The sequence below is a fragment of the Sphingomonas paucimobilis NBRC 13935 genome, from assembly GCF_000739895.2.
GTDB lineage: Bacteria > Pseudomonadota > Alphaproteobacteria > Sphingomonadales > Sphingomonadaceae > Sphingomonas > Sphingomonas paucimobilis.
Genome location: NZ_BBJS01000030.1, coordinates 180,426 through 199,162 on the forward strand (window position 1 = coordinate 180,426; position 18,737 = coordinate 199,162).

The window sequence follows — 18,737 nt, forward strand, 5'->3', positions numbered from 1 at the left end:
GACATCCTATCGGGCGCGATCACGGAACTGGACGGTCAGCGAAACCAGGACACGCGCGGGCGGGCGCTGCTTGTCGAGCAGCAGTGCACGGTCGAGCGGCTTGGCATAACCGACGTCGAGGACCAGTCGATTGGGGAAGGACAAGCGCACGCCGCCGCCCACGCTTTCGAAACTGCGCGGTCCTTCGATCCGCGTGCGATCGAGATTTTCGAGATAGAGATGGTCGAAAAAGCCGTAGAGTTGGGTGCCCAGCGCCGAGGTCAGCGGCAGATCGGCCCGCGCCTCGACATGGCCACCCACCGCGCGATCACCGCTGTTCGAGCCGGGATCATAGCCGCGCCCGATGGTCAGGCTGCCCAGCGCGAACTCCTCATAATTGAGCAGCGGATCGTTGGTCCATTGCACCTGCCCCAGCCCCGCGATGCTGAAGATCGGGCCCAGCGCCATCGTGGCATCGACCACCCCGCGCACGACCAGCGCCCGGGCATTGCCCTCCAGCCGCGAGGTCAATTGGCCACTGGCGAAACCCGAACGGCTGGCATCGAAAATGCCCAGCCCCTTGCGCACCTCCAGCGAGGAGGCGAGCGACAGCCAGGGACGCCCATCGGCATCGAGGAACTGCTTGTCGGCGTCGATCCCGGCGAACAGGATGCGCAGCCGGTCGCGGGTCAGCGTCACCGCCGCATCGCCGCTGCCGACGCGCGAAATCTGGTCGACCAGATCGAATCCGGCCCGCGCCCGCGCATTGCCGCGCACCGATCGGATCAACGGCTTGGTCAGGTCGATCCCGGCGATCAGCGTATTGGTGCGCAGGTCCAGCGCCCCCAGATCGGGCCGTGACCAGGCATAGGTCGCACGGCCGCCAAAGGTCGCACCGCCATCGTCCAACTGGAAGATATGGCCGCCCTGGACGATGATCTGTTCCTTCAGATCGGTCGTGGTCGATGCGCCCAGATAGGTGATGTCACCCAGCCCGGTCAGGCCATAGACTTCACCGCGCGCATAGACGGTCTCGCGCCCCAGCAGGGCGGAATTGTAATTCTGCGCATTGGCGAACAGCGCGAAGCGGCGCGAACTGATCGTCAGGTCGCCGATCACCGTCCCTGCCTCGCCGCCCGAAGGCCGCAGCGACAGTGCCACGTCGAGCCCCGGCACGTCCCCGGCCAGCAGCAGGATGCGCTCGGCTTCCCGCTCGTTCAGCGGATCGAGCGCCTGGATGGCGGCGATCCGCCGCCGCAGGAACGGCTCGTAACGGCCCGCATCGCCGCGCACCCGCACCTCGACGATCCGCGCGGTCACGACCTGCAGGCGCAGCACGCCATCGGTGATCTCCTGCGCCGGGATTTGAACCGAGGCGACCCAGCCCTTGCGCCGCAACGCCGCATTGGCGGCATCGCGCACCGAACAGACGATCGCGATCGGCTGATCCCCCGTCGGCGTCTCCAGTCCCGACAGGGCCTCGGCAATCTGCGGCTGGAGCGGCGATCCGTCGGGACGGGTGAACTCGACACGTTGCAGGGACAGCCGCAACGGCGAAGCATCGAACGGGCAATTCGCCTCGGCCAGTGCGCCGCGCGAGTCGACGCTGGCGGTGGAATCCGTGCGCGGCTGCGGCGTCGGCGGCGTCACCTCCTGCCGCGTCGGCAGGCCGACCTGACCTGCGACCTGCGCCGCCGCCGGATGGGCGAGCACCCCGGCGATCACCCCCGCCAGCGCGCCCAGCTTTACGCGTGTACCTCGTCCCAAATCCCGTCCCCTGAAATCCGCCGCGCTCCCTGCGGCGTGAATGATCGGCCCGTCGGGCCATGACGGCGGTGCCGTCATCCTTCGTCGTAAAGCTCCGTCAGTCGCCAGCCCGCCTTGCCGCGCGCGAACACCAGATTGCCAAAGCGGAAATGGTCGGCCGGCTGGGCGTGATCGCGCTGCGGCACCGGCGTCGCTTCCAGCAGGATACGATGCGGCCGTCCCGCCGGATCGACACCGTCCGGCTGGCTCATGATCTGGGCCAGCACACCCGGCACCCGGGCGGCGGGAAGCCGGATCACCGGCACATCATCGCGCGTACCATGCTGAAGCACGACGGGTGCGCTGAGCGCGCGAATGGCCGTCGAATCGCCTTTCAGCGCGGCGCGCCGGAACCGGGTCCAGAATGCCTGCAAGGATGCCGCATCCGCAGCGGTCGAAGCCCGCACTGCCGGCCGATGTGACGCAGGCGGGGTCTCTGCGCGCCCAACGGACCCGATCAGCGCTATCGTCAAAAGAGCAACCCGACTCCACCCGGTCATAGCCTATCACACCCGCTCGACATTGCCGGGTCATGCCGACCCAGCGAAGCGACAAGCCTCCGCCCAAAGGAAAGCCCACACCCTGTCAGCAAAGGCATAATCCAACTCCCGACATTGCCCGAAGGAGGCAATATCGAAAGCGACGGCTTTCCCCTTTTACGACCTATCATCGTCAGGCGCACGACATGCTCCCTCAGCTCGTGTCTTGACCCTAGCCCCGTACCAACTTGCTGGCAACATGAGGATATTTGCAAAATATCCGCAACATGCCGACGATTATTGCGCAGCTTCCTCCATCTCCGTCCCGTCATCGAAACCCATCGGCGGATCGAAGCTATAGGTGAAGCGCCCCTCCTCCACCTCGACCGCGATGGCCGCCACCTCTTCGCCACGCATCTTGCGTGCGAGCAGCGCCACCGACATGTCGGGCAGCATCGTGTTGGTCAGGATCGCGTCGATCATCCGACCACCCGAGGCGATTTCCGTGCAGCGTTCGACGATATGATCGACCACGGCCGGATCGATCGTCACCGCAATGCCGTGATTGTCGGCGATCCGCCGCTCGATCCGCCCGAGTTGCAGCCGGACGATCCCGGCCAGCACCGTCTTACTCAGCGGGTAATAGGGCAGCACCTGCAACCGCCCGAGCAAGGCGGGTGGAAACACCTTGAGCAGTTCGGGACGCAGCGCGGTCGCCAGCCCCTCGGGCTCGGGCGCCATCTCCTCATCCTCGGCGAGTGTCGCGATCAGGTCGGTGCCGACATTGGAGGTCAGCAGGATCACCGTATTGCGGAAATCGATATGCCGCCCCTCGGCATCGTTCATGAAGCCCTTGTCGAACACCTGGAAGAACATCTCATGGACGTCCGGGTGCGCCTTTTCGACCTCGTCCAGCAGCACGACGCTATAAGGTCGCCGCCGCACCGCCTCGGTCAGCACACCGCCCTGGCCATAGCCGACATAGCCCGCCGGTGCGCCCTTGAGCGTGGAGACGGTATGCGCCTCCTGAAACTCGCTCATATTGATGACGATCATCGAATCATCGCCGGAGAAGAGCAGTTCGGACAGGGCATGCGCCGTCTCCGTCTTGCCCACGCCGGAAGGGCCGCAGAGCATGAAGACACCCACCGGCTTGCCCGGATTGTCGAGCTTGGCACGGCTGGTCTGGATGCGCTTGGCGATCGCTTCCATGGCATGATCCTGGCCGACCACCCGTGCCTTCAACGCATCGGCGAGCTTCAGGACACTGGCGATCTCGTCCTTGACCATCCGGCCGACCGGTATGCCGGTCCAGTCGCCGACAACTGAGGCAATCGCGTCGGCATCGACCACCCCGAACACCATCGGCGCGTCCCCCGCCGCCGCCCGAGCCTCTGCCAGGGCCACGTCCAGGGCATCACCGCCCTTCTCGCGCGCGCTCCGCACCGCCTCCAGCGCGGCCTTTTCCCGCGCCCATTTGGCCTCGACCTGTTCGACCGCCTCACGCGCCTCGGCAATGGCATCATCCAGCGCGCTCAGATCGCCGGAGGGGCGATAGCGTGCTTCGATCTCGCGCTCGGCGACACCGCGTTCGACTTCGAGCAAAGCCAGCCGCCGCCGTTGGTCTTCGACCGGCGCGGGGGTGGCGTTCTGCGAAACCGCAACTCGGGCGGCGGCGGTGTCGATCAGGCTGACCGCCTTGTCGGGCAATTGCCGTGCGGGCACGTAACGCTGCGACAAGGTGACCGCCGCCGCCACCGCATCGTCCAGGATCACGACATCGTGATGTGCTTCCATGGCAGGCACGACCGAACGCAGCATGGCGATCGCCACCGGCGCCTCGGGCTCGGCAACGTCGACCGTCTGGAACCGGCGGGTCAGCGCCGGGTCCTTCTCGAAATATTGGCGATACTCGGCATAGGTCGTCGCCGCGATCGTCCGCAGCCTTCCCCGAGCAAGGGCGGGCTTCAGCAGATTGGCCGCATCACCGGTCCCCGCCTGCCCGCCGGCCCCGATCAGCATATGGGCTTCGTCGATGAACAGGATGACCGGGGTAGCGGCCCCCTCCACCTCATCGATCACCTGGCGCAGTCGCTTCTCGAACTCGCCCTTCACGCCCGCCCCGGCCTGCATCAACGTCACATCGAGGGCACGCACGGTCACGTGACGCAGCGCCGGGGGCACGTCGCCATCGACGATCCGGCGGGCAAAGCCCTCCACCACCGCCGTCTTGCCGACGCCCGCCTCCCCCACCAGGATCGGATTGTTCTGACGTCGGCGGAGCAGCACGTCGATCAACTGACGGATTTCGGCATCGCGGCCGACGATCGCGTCGATCTCGCCCGCGCGCGCCTTGGCGGTCAAGTCCACCGAATAGCGGGCGAGCGCCTCGCCTGTCGCGGCGGCGGGCGTCATGGGGGTGTCCGGAGCTTCGTCCGGCTCCGCCGATACGCCGACGATGGCGGCGAATTCCGCCCCCAGCCGCTCGACCTCGACCTTGCGCCACTCATTGCTGGTCGCGAACAGCGCGTTGCGCAAGGTCGGCGTGCGCAACATGCCATAGATCAGATGGCCGGTCCGGATCTTGGCCGCCCCGAATTGCAGCGAGGCATAAAGCCAGCCCTTCTCGATCGCCTCCTCAATCTGTGGTGCAAAGTCCGAAATCGCTGAGGCCCCGCGCGGCAGGATGTCGAGCGATCCGACCACGTCCCGCGCCAGCTTCGCGTCATCCAGCCCGAAGGTCCGCCGGATCGCGGCGACATCGCCCTGCGCATCCTGCACCAGCAGGTGGATCCAGTGGACGAGTTCGACATAAGGGTTGCCACGCATCCGGGCGAAGCCGGTGGCGGATTCGATCGACGTCAGCGCCGCAGTGTCCAGTCGCCCGAACAATGATGCGCGGCTGATCTCGGTCATGCTCTCCCCCCGGAAATCGATCGGGCCCAGCCCGGTTTCGGGTGTGCAACGATCTCGATGACAGAACGTTGCATGGTTTGACGGTGGTTGGTCCGATATTGCGTGCAAAATCAGCAGGAACCTGGCTTGGGGGCCGGCAAGGATGGACACGCATCCTCTATCCGTTCGCTCGAACATTTGACATTATTTGGGACGGACATTCCGTTCGTGATCATGGCTGCACCTTCCCATGACACGCTGGTCATTCTGCGGTCTTGCTCCGCCGTTCTCGGCTGGCAAACCCTTTCGTACATTCGTCCCAGGATTGGGCGGCCATGGTCCGAACGGTATCGCGATCATCATGGTATCGCTTCCTTTATTTCCGTCCTCGCCCCACTCCCCCGCCGCCGCAGATGCGCGTCCCCCCGCACGCCCTCGCCACCACCGCCCAGCCAGCCGCTCCAGCCGAGCCGGGTCGTGCCGTCTAGCCGCGCCGGGCGGGCGTCGCGACCTTCGACCTCCAGCGCGACGTCCCATTCCAGGTGGCTGGGAGCAAAAGCGGTCAGCGCCTCCGACAGGATCCGAAACCGCGCGCCGGAGGGCAACAGTGCCTCATAATCGGCACGCGAGCGAGCGCGGATGACCACGCGAAAGGCGTCGGAGGCGATCTTCGCGCGGCCGCCCAGCATCGCCTCGTTCCCCAGTCCGCAAAAGGACCGGCCCAGCCGCGTCCGGTCGGCTTCGTCGATCTCGCGCCACCGCGGCTGGAACTCGAGCACCTGGACGGGCTGGCCCAGCAGATGCGTCATCGCATCCTCGATCGCCCCTGCACTACGCCGCGAGGCGAACAGCGCCGCGTAATGAAGACGCGCGCGGGCCGGGAAATCATTGGCCGCCCCCACGCCTTCGGTCGCGCCCGTCAGGCGGGCGACCTGATCGGCGAAACGATCATCCGCCGGGCGATCGGCCTGCGCCGCGGGTTGCGAATCCGCCCAGGCGCGGTAGAAAAACTGGAGCATCCGCCCCGCAAGCAGGTCGAGCCAGCCGCCAAAGGGGCGCTTCTTGGCATAACGCCGCTCGAACACCGCAAATTCGGTCATGTGCGAGGGCAACGGCCCCATCGGCCCGGTCAGTCCGAACCAGTATCCCCCGATCCTGGCCCGCCCGCCCCGAACTTCCACCTCCTCCAACGTCGAATCCGGAAAGGCGAGCGTCGGCATCTGTACCATGTCGGCTATGCTCTGGTCCGGCCGGCGAGCCAGCCCGATGCGTGGGAGGTGCGGCGCGCGCGCCTCCGCCCCCCGGGCGATCGGAAACAACCCGAAACGCTTCCGCGCAGCCACCGCCGCCGCAAGGAAGCTCAGATGCTGTGGCGGCGGCCGATCCTCAGCGGCCATCGCTGGAATTCCCCTTCATTGATGCTGGAAACATGGGTTTCGGTGAAGGCGTTGATGCTCGCGAACTCCGCCAGGAAGCGTTCGAGCACGGCCGAGAAAAGGAACATCCGCCCCTTGTCGAAGGCGGCATCGTCCAGCGTTACGTCGATCCGGTGGCCGCGTGCGATCGCCAGGCGGTCCATGCCGGGCACGCGCCGCGCGACCCGGGTCGAACGGATCGCCGTCACCCCATCCACCTGACGGCGCGAGGCGGCATCGTCCTGCCGCCCGTACAGAGCCAGGTGATCGCGAAGCACCTGCGGATCGTCACCATCCTCGGGCGCCAGGGTCATGTAATTGGGGGTGAGATGGCCGATCACCCGCCAGGCCGCATCGCCCATGCCCATTGGCGGCCTGGGCCGGGTCGGCGCGCGCAGCACCGTCACCGCCCGGGCCGGGACGCCGGACGCGACGAAATGCTGGTCGCCACGAAACTGGAGAAGTTCGGGCAGTTCGCGATTGGTGACGAGCGCCCGCACCGCCAGTTCGTCGATCTGGTCCAGCCGCGTGGCATCGCCGGGCGCGGTCAGGCTGATCCACGTCTCCGTGCCGGTATATTCGCCGCGCCGCCGCAGCTTCTGTTCGCGGGTGGACAATCGGCGCGGCCGAAGCTGCGTCGTGTAGAACAGCGCCTCGTTCCAGTCGTACAGCAACGCGCCATAGGCATAGAGCGGCGCGACCGTCCGCGCATCGGTGTTGTTCGCCGAATAGGCCTGCACATCGAGCAGCCGGAACACTTCGAAATCGAGCGGACGGGCACGGTCGGGGATGACGTGATGCTCATGGTCGAACTGCGAGACGCGCACACGCCCCAGTTGCTTTTCGAACAGGTTGATCGCTGGCGTCGCGAACAGGCGCAGATTGCCGGGCTCGACGGCATTGTGCAGCACGGGTGCGGAGCGCTGGAACAACAGCACGACGTCGCACGCCTTGGGGCTGTCGGCAAAGGCCCGATCGAGACGCGGCAGGTCGACGAACAGGAAGCGTTCGGGGCAGGCGAAATACTCGCTGAGCAGCCGGTAACCGCGAAAGGAGCGTAGTTCGGCAGGAAGCAACGCCTGATCATCCTCGAACCCGACCTGTTCGGGCAGCGGCAGTTTCTTCCATCCCTCCGCCCCTGATGCCGCATCGGCCGAACGCGCGATCACGGCCAGCGTCTCGCCGATGATCTGGCGATAGAGTTCGGCGGGCAGCGCCTCGGACCCCGCCAGATAGAGGGGGAGCGACCGGGGCAGGACCTGCGGCAATGCGGCGCCGCCGGTCGCCTCGAACCGGATACGCAGTCCCGCCTCGGCGCGGACATTGGCGGCGCTGGCAAAGGGCGCGACGGCGGCGCGACTGGCGAGATACTCCACCTGCGCAATGCGCAGCGGCCAGAGTGTGACATCATGGCCGGTGCGGAATTCGACCGATACGCCGTCCTGCTCCGTGGCGGTCGCGATCAGCGGCGTACCGCGCGCGACCTTGTGCCCCTTGACCAGGATCGGGTCGCCTTCCTTCGGCTCGAACCCCGCCACGCACATGGAGGGCATCGGCGCCAGATAATGCGGCTGGACCGCATGGAGCAGATGCTGGGTGAACTCGGGATATTGGTCCGCGATCTTCAATTGAACGCGCGCACCCAGATAGGCGACGCCCTCCAGCAGCCGTTCGACATAAGGGTCGGGGTCGGTCGGGGTCTTCAGGCCCAGCCGTCCGGCGACGGCCTCATGCTCTTCGCCGAACGCGCGCGCTTCCTCGCGCAGATAGGCGAGCTCGTCATTGTAAAAGCGCAGCAGGCGCGGATCGATACCGGAGGATGGGGCGGACATGGGAGCCTATTCGCGCACGTTGACGGTAGCGGTTTCCGCTTCCACCTCGGTGCGAAACTTGACCGGCATCACCTGGGCCGCGGCCGTGATGTCGCCCTGGATCAGGAAGGTCAGCGCGTGCGGGTCATCCTTGTCCTCGACCGGATCGACGGTCAGGCCTTCCCGCGACAAGCGCGGCTCGAACAGGCGGACCGCCCGACGGATTTCCCGCGCGCGCGCCAGGACCGCGCGTCGGTTGAGCGTCCGCCCCGCCAGATCGGTCAGGCCATAGTTGAGCACCGAATCCCGGACATGCGGATAAGGCTCCAGATCGACGAGCGATTCCAGATTCGTCGTGTTGAGCAGCCAGGCCAGATCGCGACGGATCGTTGCGCGCAACGCGGTTTCGTTGAACCGCTCCAGCTTGGGTACCGAATAATAACGAAATTTCTCGCGGCTGACCTCCGGCGTCTCGTCGCTCATGTCGCGCAGGCCGGAAATTTCCAGATCCGCGACGAGCTTGTCGTAGAGCGTCGGGGTCAGGCGCTGGGTGACCGCCATCGCCGCCTTATCCGAACCGCAGCGAACGGAGCGTCAACAGACCATGATCCTGGTCGTCGGACGTCACCAGCACGCGCTGGCCTGAGCCACGCCCCTCCGCGTCCCATCCCGTGGCGCGGGCGAGCCTCTCAGCGGCATCGGTGGAAGCACCGGGATAGCGGGTGGGAATCAGGGCCGCGATACGCGGTCCGCTCTTCAGCGTGATCTCGACCGGATACCAGATGATGTCGCGCAGATCGCGCGGACCTTCACTGACGATTTCGGTCACGCGGTCGAAGGGAAGCAGGCCATAGCGGCCGCCGATGATCGCCTCCAGCGTCGGACCGAAACGCGGATCGGCATCCGCGATCCAGTCGAAGGGGGCATCGTCGAAATGGCCCGGCGTATCGGGGGCGGCGTCGAACGCGCCCTGACGCAGGCGTTCGGCGTCTTCGGCGCGGCCTTGCGCTTCGGCCTGGATCGCCTCGGCCAGCGGCGTGGCCCACTCGGCCTCGCCTTCGGCAGGCGTACTGTGAATCTCGGCGCGCAGCGTACCGGCAAATACCGCCTCACGCTGCCGCTCGGCGTCGATGGCCTGGCCGTAGACCACGGACAGCATCTGCGCCTCGGGCGACATCTGCGCCAGCGAGCCCAATTGCGCCTTCGCCTTGTCCCATTCGCCGGTCAATGCCAGCAACTGGAACAGGAACATGCGATTGGGGACATTCCCCGGCTCGCGCCGGACGACCTCGATCAGCGCCGCTCGTGCACCGTCGAGATCGCCCGCACGGAGACGATCGTCCGCTTGGTTCATATCGGCCTCCTGCGGACGATCGACGGGGTTTAGCCCGCCTCGTTCTGACGAATGTCGTAATAGGCGGTGACGACGCCGCCATCCTTGCCGCCCTGCGCGTTCTGCGCCTGATAGTCGAAGGTCACCTTGGCGCAGTTGAACGTCACCGATTCCATGATCGCATCGCCGCCCGACGCGCCGTTATTATGGATATCGGAGACGATGATGTCTTCCAGCTTGATCTTGTAATAGGTCAGTGGCGCCGAGCCGTCGCCGGCCTTCTGCGAGTAGATGACCGCTTCCTTGATATGCTTGCCCGAGGCGCAGGCCTTGAACAGCAGCGGCGACGACTTGTCGACTTCCTTCTGGATACGGATGTCGGAGATTTCGGCCTTGCCCGAACCGCCGCCGGCACCACCGGTATGAAACGATCCATGCTGCACGGCGCCGAAGTCGAACGAGATGATATCGATCTCGCCCTGATGGTTCTTCTTGCTCGATTCGCCGTGGATACCGTCAATTTTGAGGAAAAGATCGACTGCCATGAGTTTCTCCTGTCTCTACTTCTGATGGGGGCGCCGGATCAGCCCGACGTCTTGGGGAGGCGCGAAACCATGCTGAGCGTCACGTCCATGCCTTCCAGCTGGTAGTGCGGCACGAACATGAACTTGCCCTTGTAGTAACCCGGGTTCTCCTCGTCGGGGATCACCTCGATCTTGGCCTGCTTCAGCGGCAGGCGGGCCTTGGTTTCCTCGTTCGACGTCGTCGGCGAACCGTCGACATATTGGAGGACCCAATTGTTGAGGTCGCGTTCGAGCTGCTCGGCCTCGCGCGAGCCGCCCACCCAGTCGCGGACCATGCATTTCAGATAATGGGCGAAGCGGCAGCTCGCGAAAATATACGGCAGGCGTGCCGACAGGTTCGCATTGGCGGTCGCTTCCTTCTTGTCGTAATTGGCCGGGCGATGCACCGTCTGGGCGCCGATGAAGGTCGCCTGATCGGTGTTCTTGCGATGGACCAGCGCCATCAGGCCCGCCGACGACAGCTCCGCCTCGCGCCGGTCGCTGATCGCGATCTCGGTCGGGCATTTCTGATCGATCCCGCCCTCGTCCGTCGGGAAGGTCGCGGTCGGCAGTTCCTCGACCGTACCGCCCGATTCCACGCCGCGGATGCGCGTGGTCCAGCCATAGGTATTGAACGCCTGGGTGATGCGCGTCCCCATCGCATAGGCGGCGTTCAGCCACAGATGCTGGTCATGCGCGCCGCCGGTATCCTCCTCGAAATCGAACTCGTCGACCGGATCGGTCTTGGCGCCATAAAGCGGCCGCCCCAGGAAGCGCGGCAGCGCCAGCGCCAGATAGCGGCTGTCCTCCGACTGGCGGAAGGACCGCCAGGCGGCATAATCGGTCGCCTCGAACAGCTTGCCCAGGTCGCGCGGATTGGACAGCTCGGTCCAACTGTCCATGCCCAGCAGGCTGGGCGCGGCGGCGGCGATGAAGGGCGCATGGCTCGCCGCACCGATCCGCGACAGGCCCCGCATCACTTCCAGATCGGGCGCGCTGTGATCGAAATAAAAGTCGCAGACAAACGCGCCATAAGGCTGGCCGCCCAACTGGCCAAATTCGGACTCATAGACCTTCTTGAACAGCGGGCTCTGGTCCCAGGCGGCGTCGCGATACTGGCGGAACATCCGCCGACACTCTTCCTTGGACATGTTCATCACACGGATTTTCATGTCCTTGCCGGTCGAGGTGTTCATGACGAGGTAGTTGAGACCCCGCCACGCCGCCTCGAGCTGCTGGAATTCCGGATGATGGATGATCTGATTGATCTGCTCGGTCAGCTTCCGGTCGATCGCAGCGCGCATCGCATCGACCGTGGCGAACACGTCGCCGCCGATGATCCTGGCATCGCCCAGGGCCTGCTGCGCCAGCGTCTGGACCGCCTGTTCGATGCGGTTCTTGCGCTCGTCATTGGCGGGGCGGAACTCCTTCTGGAGCAACGCCTGGAAATCGTCGAGTTCCCCTGCGGTCGCGGGGGCTGCTTCACTGGACTGCCTGAGCGCTTCTTGCGCCATGGTACCGCTCCGATCCGTTAGATGGACAAGGCCCCTGCCGGGCCACCGCTAATTGTCAGTCTTCCTTCGCCTCGGCCATCGGCGCATCCTCGCCCGTCTGGCGCGCAGAGGAGATAGCCTGAAGCAGCGCCGGGTCGCGCAGCACTCGGTCCAGCAAATCCTGCGCGCCATGCTTGCCGTCCATATAGGACAGCAGATCTTCGAGCTGGGTCCGAGCCTCGAGCAGCTTGGCCAGCGGCTCGATCTTGCGCGCGATCTCGCCCGGCGAAAAATCGTTCATCGAGTTGAACGTCATGTCGACCGCGATCTTGCCCTCGCCGTTCAGCGTGTTGTCGACGGCAAAGGCGACGCGCGGCGCGATCGCCTCCATCCGCTGGTCGAAATTGTCCATGTCGACATCGATGAACTCGCGCGATTCGGCCGCCTTTTTGTCCTTCAGGCTCTTGCCCGATAGGTCCGAAATCACCCCCATGACGAAGGGGAGTTCGATCTTCTGGCGCGCGCCATAGGTCTCCACCTCATATTCGATATGGACCCGAGGCTTCCGATTTTCGCGGATGAACCGCTGACCGCTTTTGATCGCCATGTGCTCCGTCCCGTTTCCCAGCCTCTGCGGGCTTCACCCGCATAATGTTTCAGCGCCGTAATGGCTCCGTGATCACGAACCGCATCCTCTTGATCTACATTAGATCCGCCGACGCTTCGGCCTCCGCCCGCGCGCGCAGCACCGCCGTCGCATCGCTGACGCTGCCGGGCGCGATGTCCGCCAGGATCGCCATGAAATCCATGGTGATCCAACCCTTTACCCGCCCCAATGCAACCGGGATCGGACTGGATGGCTCGACCCGACCATAATAATCGATGACCGCATCGAGGGCGCGGGCGACATCCTCGCGCGATTGGATACGCCCGACACCGCCCGAGCCCATGGGCCTCGGCCCGTCGGACAGGGTAATCGGCATAGCGTCGTCAGCCGCCGCCGCTTCGCCCGTCTGGCGGACAAAGGGAGTCAGCGCATGGACGATCCCCTCGATCGCTTCATAGGTCGGGCGGAAATTGGTGCCGGTCTGCCCGACCTCCTCCGCCTTTTCCGACAGGACCGCATCGGCCCGCTGCAACGCCGCCTCGATCCGGCGGAACCGGTCGACGATCGCCTCGATCCGCTCGACCGGCGTGTCGGCCAAGGCAGCGCGGAACGGGCCATAGCCATCGGCCATGCCGTCCTCGCTGAAGCGTTCGACATCCGCGCCGTCATATTGGCCCAGCCGCGGATGCACGATCAGCGGCACGCGGCGGAGCGGCGCCAGGAACTCGCCGATCCGAACCAGAGATTCGCAGGCGCCCTTGCGCCCCTCGATCCCATATTCCTCGATCGTCGGATGCGCGCTGTCCCAAAGCCGTTCGAACAGCCCGGCCAGCAGTTGCACGCCCGTTTCCACCACGGCCAGATCGCCCGCCCGCGCGCCTGCCCGGGCCAGATAGACGGCCAGCCAGACGTCGCGGGTCTGCCGCGCCTGCGCCTCGATCATCACGATGGTACGCGGCCAGTCGACCTCATCAGCCGGATCGCTGAACGCCTGTTCGATCGCCTGGCGCGCCGGGTCATAGGACAGGTCCGGCCCCGCCGGCGCATCGGGCGCGATCGGCGTCAGGAGATCGGCAATATCGATACTGGGGGCCATGTCCGACACCAGTCGCGCCTCAGGAAATCAGCTCGGCTTCGACGCGACGATTGACCGGGTCCGCCTTGCTGTGCCCAGGCAGCGGCATCGCCGAACCGAAGCCCCGCGTTTCCAGGCGGCTGCGATCGACACCCAGCGTCACCAGATAATCCGCAACCGCCTTGGCACGTGCCGTCGACAAGGGCCCATTGATCCGGGCGCCGCCGCGCAGGTCGGTATGCCCCTCGATCAGGAAGCGCTTGTCCTTCAGCTCGGGCATCAGCAGCGAGCGGGCGAAAACCTGCGCCGCGCGCGTTCCCTCCGCCGACAAGCGTGCGGAATTGAGCTCGAACCCGATCATCAGATCGGCGCGCGGACGCTGTACCGCACCATAATTGACGGCCGGCGCGGATGGCGCGGTATAATGGGCACGGCGCAGCGACGAGCGACGCGTCGCACGATCGACACTGCGCGGCTGCGAGGTGACGGTGGCGGCCACGCCGCTCGCCTCGCCCGAAGCGCTCGGCTTGGCCAGCCGGAAACCCTTGGTCTCCGGCGCATCGCGCGTCACCACAGGTTGCGCCCCCTGCACGCCATCGCACTTGCCCGCAAAGGCGCAGAGATAGCTTTCGACGCTTGGCCGCGTCTTGGAGGACGCCGCCTCCTGCGCATGGGCCGAGGGGGCGACCAGCGTGGTCGCCAAACAAACTGTGAGCATCCGCAACGACATGGCTTACTCCCGTGCATGCACTCGGTGCTGATTCACATTAGGCCGTGCGCCGATGCGAAGCAACCCATATGGCAGCACTTCCGCCCTAAGACCATTCGACCGACACCTAACATCGGTTAGACTTGCCCTATACGCATCAAGAGGTATATTTGTTTCATGACCGTCACGAAATATCTTGTCCGCATGGTCCCGATCTTCCGCGCGTCTTGCAACTGACGGGCGCGCCGGCCATTGTACCCCCGGAACGAAGCCGATAGGATCAGCGCCTGCGCGCGGTTCGGCGCGATCGGCGGGAGTGGTTGGTGACAGACACGACGCAACGCCTGACGCAGATGGCGATCGACGTGGGCGACGAACAGGTCGTCTTGGAACGGATCAAAGGTTCGGAAAGGCTGAGCGCGCCGTTCGAGGTGCTGGCCGATATCATTTCGCCTTTGGAAATCGACCTTCAGCCGCATCTCGGCAAACCCGCATCGCTGGCGGTGCTGGAGGATGGCGAACTCCTGCGCCGCTTCCACGGGCTGGTCACGGCGGGCGAATATGTGAAGGAGACCCAGTCGGGGCATCATTACCGCCTGTCGATCCGCCCCTGGACCTTCTACCTCGACCAGAACCGGCAGATGGCGATCTATCAGGACAAGACCGTCGTCCAGATCGTCAAGCAGGTGTTCGAAAATGCCGGGGTGCAGGATGTCGACTATACGCGGCTGGTGCAGCCCCGCGTCACGCGCGGCTATACGGTGCAGTATCGGGAGAGCGATTTCGCCTTCGCCTCGCGCCTGATGGAGGAGGAGGGAATCTATTATTTCTTCCGCCACGACGCCGATCGTCACGTCATGATCCTGTGCGAGGGTCCCGCTTCGCATCAACCGGGCAAGCCCGCGCGGTTGAAATACAATGCCAACAGCGTGTCGGTCTTCACCACCGACTCCAAATCGCGGTTCGGCGCGCAGGGCGACTACCTGCAAAGCTGGATCGAACGCGTCGCCTCCACCGCCGAGGCCAAGGTGACGGTGCGCGATTTCGACTTCGAATCGCCCGACCAGCCGCTGTCGGCCGAGGCGAGCGGCGAAGGCGCCCATCCGCGCGACGATCGTGAGATCTTCGTCTATCCCGGCCGCTACACGCGCGAGAAGACCGGGCGCGGCGACCAGGAACAGACGGGGCGCGACCGGGGCCAGGCGCTGCTCGACGCACAGCGGGCCGCGCGGCGGACCTTTACCGGCACGTCACAGGCAACGGGCCTGACCACCGGCTACCGCGTCAATGTCGAGGATCATCCGGCGGCGCGGATGAACGGCGCTTACCTCATCACCGCGGCCGAGCATTCGATCGCGGCCGAAAGCTACCGCTCCGGCCAGCAGGAGGACGAGGACGCCTATAATGTGAAATTCGAGGCGATCCCCGCCGACACCGTCTTCCGCCCTCGCGCCGACACGCCACGTCCGCGTGTGCAGGGACTGGAGTCAGCGATCGTCACCGGACCACCGGGCGAGACGATCTATACCGACGAATATGGGCGGGTGAAGGTCCGTTTCCACTGGGACCGCGCCGACACGCCGGGCGAGCGATCGACCTGCTGGATACGCGTGTCGCAGACCGGCGGGCTGGGGAACGTCATCCTGCCGCGCGTCGGGCATGAGGTGCTGGTCGACTTTCTCGACGGCGATCCCGACCGCCCGCTGGTCGTCGGGCGCGTCTTCAACAAGGCGCATATGCCGGTCTATGAACTGCCCGCGAACAAGACGCGCGCGGTGTGGCGCACGCTGACCTATGGGCCCTCGGGACAATATCCCGAGACCGAGGATCTCGACAGCGGCACCAACCGGACTTCCAACGAAATCCGTTTCGAGGACAAGGGCGGCCAGGAAGAGCTGTTCATCCATGCCGAGCGCGACATGAACAGCCGCGTTCGCTTCGACGAAAGCCGCCATGTCGGCCACAACCAGCAACGCCGGGTCGGACTGGATCGCACGACCAATATCGGTCGCGACGACACCAAGACGATCGGGCGTGACCGCAACACCCATGTCGTGGGCAAGGACGACCTGTTGGTCGACGGCACGCTGTCGATCGAATCCAAGACGTCGATCACGCTGCGCGTGGGTAATTCGGTGATCGTCATGAAGCCCGGCGAAATCGTCATCCAGTCGCCGCATGTCGAAGTGCAGGCGACCACCGATGCGATCGTCAATGGCGGCGCAACGACCAAGATCAACGGGACGGCCACGCTGATCCTGAATGGCGGCACGACGCAGATCAATCCCGAGGGACTGGGCGAGGGTAGCTTCGGCACGCCGATGACGCTGGGACCGGCGGCGGGCGAAGGCTGACCGGATGGTGGGTCAAGAAACGAAAGGCTGGGACGCGGTGCGGCTGACCGAGGCGCGGCAGGTGCTGGCGCTGATGGGTGTCGATCGCGACGAATGGCCGCCGGCCACGCTGTCGGTCATCGCCCATTATGACGCCCTGCGCGCGGCCAACCGACGCTCGGCGGCCCTTGATTATCTGGCCCATGCCCTGCCCCGCCTGGAGGCGATCGGCTGGGCCGCTCGGGTCGTGTCGGATGCGGCCCGCCGTGATCCACCGCCGCCGCGCCGCCGGCACGCGCTCGACGTCGCTCTGCGCTGGCTGGATGCACCGAGCGAAGAGCATCGCCGCGCGGCGGGTGACGCCGCCGACGTGATCCCACGCCCGGTGCCCGAACGGCTTCTGGCCTCCGCCGTATTCTTCTCCGGCGGTTCGATCGCCGCCCCCGGTCAGCCGGCCGTGCCCCCGCCCGAGCATGTCCCCGCCCGGTACGTCGCCGGAGCGATCGACGCCACATGCCGCCAGGCCTCCGACCCCGCTGCCGCATTCACCGCTGCGCTGGCACTGGGGGAAGCCGTGGCCGCTCAGGGGCTGGCAGCCTTCGACCGATGACCCTGACCCTTTCCATCGAAGGCGCGCGTCGCCTCGACAATGGCTCGCCCGCTGAGCTCGTCCTGCATCGCCGGGGCGCGATAATCGGCCGCGCCGCCACCTGCGACTGGGCGCTGCCCGATCCGACCCGCCATGTCTCATCGCGGCATTTCGAAATCCGCTATGATGGCGGCCAATATGTGCTGATCGATTGCAGCACCAATGGGACGACATTGGCGCAGACCGGCGAACGGCTGACGGCCCCGCATCGCATCGCCGATGGCGATCGCTTCCATGTCGGCGCGTTCGTGATCGCGGCGCGCCTGACGGGCCGGGCTGATGGATCGCAACCCGCAGCCGCAGAAAACGCCGAGCCGGTATGGCGCGGCTGGGACGATGCCGTCCCCGCACCCGGCATCGCCCCAAGCCAAGCCACGCCGCCACCGGCCAGCGACGGATGGGGCCCCGCCCCCACCCCGGCCGGCTCGAGCCCTGGGTGGGATGCGGTGCCGACACCGCCTTCGACACCGAGCGGTTCGAGGTGGCAGCCTCAGATCGGCCCGAGCCTGGCGCGCCCCGACGACCACCGCGCCGCCGCCGGCTGGGACGCACGGCCGACGCCGCCCGCGCCCCCGGCCCGTGGCGGCTGGCAACCCGATGCCGCCGCCGCGCTGCCGCCCGTCGCCTCGACCTGGGAAGCAGCGACCCCGCCACCGCCGCCCGCCTCTCCCTGGTCCAGCGCGGCGCCGTCGCATCCGACCCCTTTGTCCCCGGACGATCTCTGGGGACGGATTGCGGAGGGCAATGTCGTGGACTGGGCGCGCGGCGGCTTCGGACAGCCGAGCGAGCCGGTTCGCGATCCCCTGGGCCTTGCCCCCGCATCGGGTGCGGCCGCCCTGCCGCCCGAGCGACCGGTTCCGCCACAGGCGCCCGCCGCGCCATCGGCTGGCCCCGATGCGCTGACCGCTTTCGCCCAGGCGGCAGGACTCGATCCGTCTCGCTTGGGCCCCGACGACGCGGCCCGTGCGGGCGCGCTGTTCCGGCGGCTTGTGGCGGGCCTGGTCGTGATGGTCGAGGCCCGCGCGCGCGCTAAGGCGCAATTGGGGGCCGAGGCGACCGCCTTCAGTCCCGGCGGACATAATCCGCTCAAATATGCCCGCACACCCGATGAGGCGGTGGCGATGCTGCTCGGCCCGGCGCAACCCGGCTTCATGGACGCCGACCAGGCGATCGAGGATGCGTTCCAGGATCTGCAATCGCATCAGGTCGCGACGCTGCGGGCGATGCAGGGTGCCTTGCGCACCACGCTGGAGCGCTTCTCCCCCTCCGCCATCCGGGCTCGTGCCGAGGCTGGCGGTGTGATCGAGCGCATCCTCCCCGCCGCCCGCGACGCCGCGCTATGGCAAGCCTATGAGCGCGAATTCGGCGGCGTCGCGCAGGGCTCGGACGAGGCGTTTCTCGACATGTTCGCCAAGGAATTCCGCCAGGCCTATAATGAGCAGTCCCGCCGCAAAACGACCTGACACCCGGACCGAGGCCGTTCCGCCAAATACGTTATCCTGAACAGCGGCGTAGGATGCTGCCGCGAAGTCGGTGATCGACGGTTTTGGGCGCGATAGGATCATGATGCTCAAGCGTCGCATAAGGATG

Annotated in this window: 15 protein-coding genes; 3 read left to right on the plus strand and 12 right to left on the minus strand. The window is 66.1% G+C overall.

The window, feature by feature from the left end; translation table 11 throughout:
• Positions 1–6: 6 nt before the first annotated feature.
• From SP6_RS10485 to SP6_RS20085, 12 genes are all read right to left on the minus strand, one after another.
• Positions 7–1,746: a ShlB/FhaC/HecB family hemolysin secretion/activation protein gene (locus SP6_RS10485; protein ID WP_007404930.1), complete on the minus strand. Its 1,740-nt coding sequence runs from the start codon at positions 1,744–1,746 to the stop codon at positions 7–9.
• A 74-nt stretch (positions 1,747–1,820) separates the two neighbouring features.
• Entirely contained in the window at positions 1,821–2,159 is a 339-nt protein-coding gene (locus SP6_RS10490; RefSeq protein WP_037568515.1) for a hypothetical protein, read from the minus strand.
• A gap of 402 nt (positions 2,160–2,561) precedes the next feature.
• Positions 2,562–5,180: a type VI secretion system ATPase TssH gene (gene tssH, locus SP6_RS10495; protein ID WP_007404880.1), complete on the minus strand. Its 2,619-nt coding sequence runs from the start codon at positions 5,178–5,180 to the stop codon at positions 2,562–2,564.
• Positions 5,181–5,518: 338 nt separating this feature from the next.
• Positions 5,519–6,556, minus strand: a complete 1,038-nt coding sequence (gene tssG, locus SP6_RS10500) for a type VI secretion system baseplate subunit TssG (RefSeq protein WP_037568584.1) — start codon at positions 6,554–6,556, stop codon at positions 5,519–5,521.
• Entirely contained in the window at positions 6,520–8,406 is a 1,887-nt protein-coding gene (gene tssF, locus SP6_RS10505) for a type VI secretion system baseplate subunit TssF (protein ID WP_007404891.1), read from the minus strand. The genes tssG and tssF overlap by 37 nt, the downstream gene beginning before the upstream one ends.
• Before the next feature lie 6 nt (positions 8,407–8,412).
• Positions 8,413–8,946, minus strand: coding sequence for a type VI secretion system baseplate subunit TssE (gene tssE, locus SP6_RS10510; protein WP_007404984.1), 534 nt, complete (start codon positions 8,944–8,946; stop codon positions 8,413–8,415).
• A gap of 7 nt (positions 8,947–8,953) precedes the next feature.
• Positions 8,954–9,739 carry a type VI secretion system accessory protein TagJ gene (locus tag SP6_RS10515; protein WP_007405026.1) on the minus strand — a complete coding sequence of 262 codons (786 nt, stop codon included), beginning with the start codon at positions 9,737–9,739 and terminating at the stop codon, positions 8,954–8,956.
• Positions 9,740–9,768: 29 nt separating this feature from the next.
• A complete protein-coding gene (locus tag SP6_RS10520) occupies positions 9,769–10,263 on the minus strand; it encodes an Hcp family type VI secretion system effector (RefSeq protein ID WP_007404883.1) in 495 nt (164 codons plus the stop codon).
• A 38-nt stretch (positions 10,264–10,301) separates the two neighbouring features.
• Entirely contained in the window at positions 10,302–11,795 is a 1,494-nt protein-coding gene (tssC, locus tag SP6_RS10525) for a type VI secretion system contractile sheath large subunit (protein WP_007404992.1), read from the minus strand.
• Positions 11,796–11,850: 55 nt separating this feature from the next.
• Positions 11,851–12,381, minus strand: coding sequence for a type VI secretion system contractile sheath small subunit (gene tssB, locus SP6_RS10530; RefSeq protein WP_007404907.1), 531 nt, complete (start codon positions 12,379–12,381; stop codon positions 11,851–11,853).
• A gap of 94 nt (positions 12,382–12,475) precedes the next feature.
• Complete coding sequence (locus tag SP6_RS10535) at positions 12,476–13,477, minus strand: type VI secretion system protein TssA (RefSeq protein ID WP_037568513.1); 1,002 nt, start codon at positions 13,475–13,477, stop codon at positions 12,476–12,478.
• Between the two features lie 19 nt (positions 13,478–13,496).
• Positions 13,497–14,186, minus strand: coding sequence for an OmpA family protein (locus tag SP6_RS20085; protein ID WP_082052479.1), 690 nt, complete (start codon positions 14,184–14,186; stop codon positions 13,497–13,499).
• A 302-nt stretch (positions 14,187–14,488) separates the two neighbouring features.
• Between SP6_RS20085 and SP6_RS10545 the strand changes: the two genes are divergently transcribed.
• From SP6_RS10545 to tagH, 3 genes are read left to right on the plus strand one after another with little or no spacing between them, the layout of a single operon-like run.
• Complete coding sequence (locus SP6_RS10545) at positions 14,489–16,519, plus strand: type VI secretion system Vgr family protein (protein WP_128130557.1); 2,031 nt, start codon at positions 14,489–14,491, stop codon at positions 16,517–16,519.
• Positions 16,520–16,526: 7 nt separating this feature from the next.
• Positions 16,527–17,108 carry a DUF6931 family protein gene (locus SP6_RS20090; protein ID WP_139063026.1) on the plus strand — a complete coding sequence of 194 codons (582 nt, stop codon included), beginning with the start codon at positions 16,527–16,529 and terminating at the stop codon, positions 17,106–17,108.
• Positions 17,105–18,610 carry a type VI secretion system-associated FHA domain protein TagH gene (gene tagH / locus SP6_RS10555; protein WP_007404933.1) on the plus strand — a complete coding sequence of 502 codons (1,506 nt, stop codon included), beginning with the start codon at positions 17,105–17,107 and terminating at the stop codon, positions 18,608–18,610. Before SP6_RS20090 ends, tagH begins: the two co-directional genes overlap by 4 nt.
• Positions 18,611–18,737: the final 127 nt, after the last annotated feature.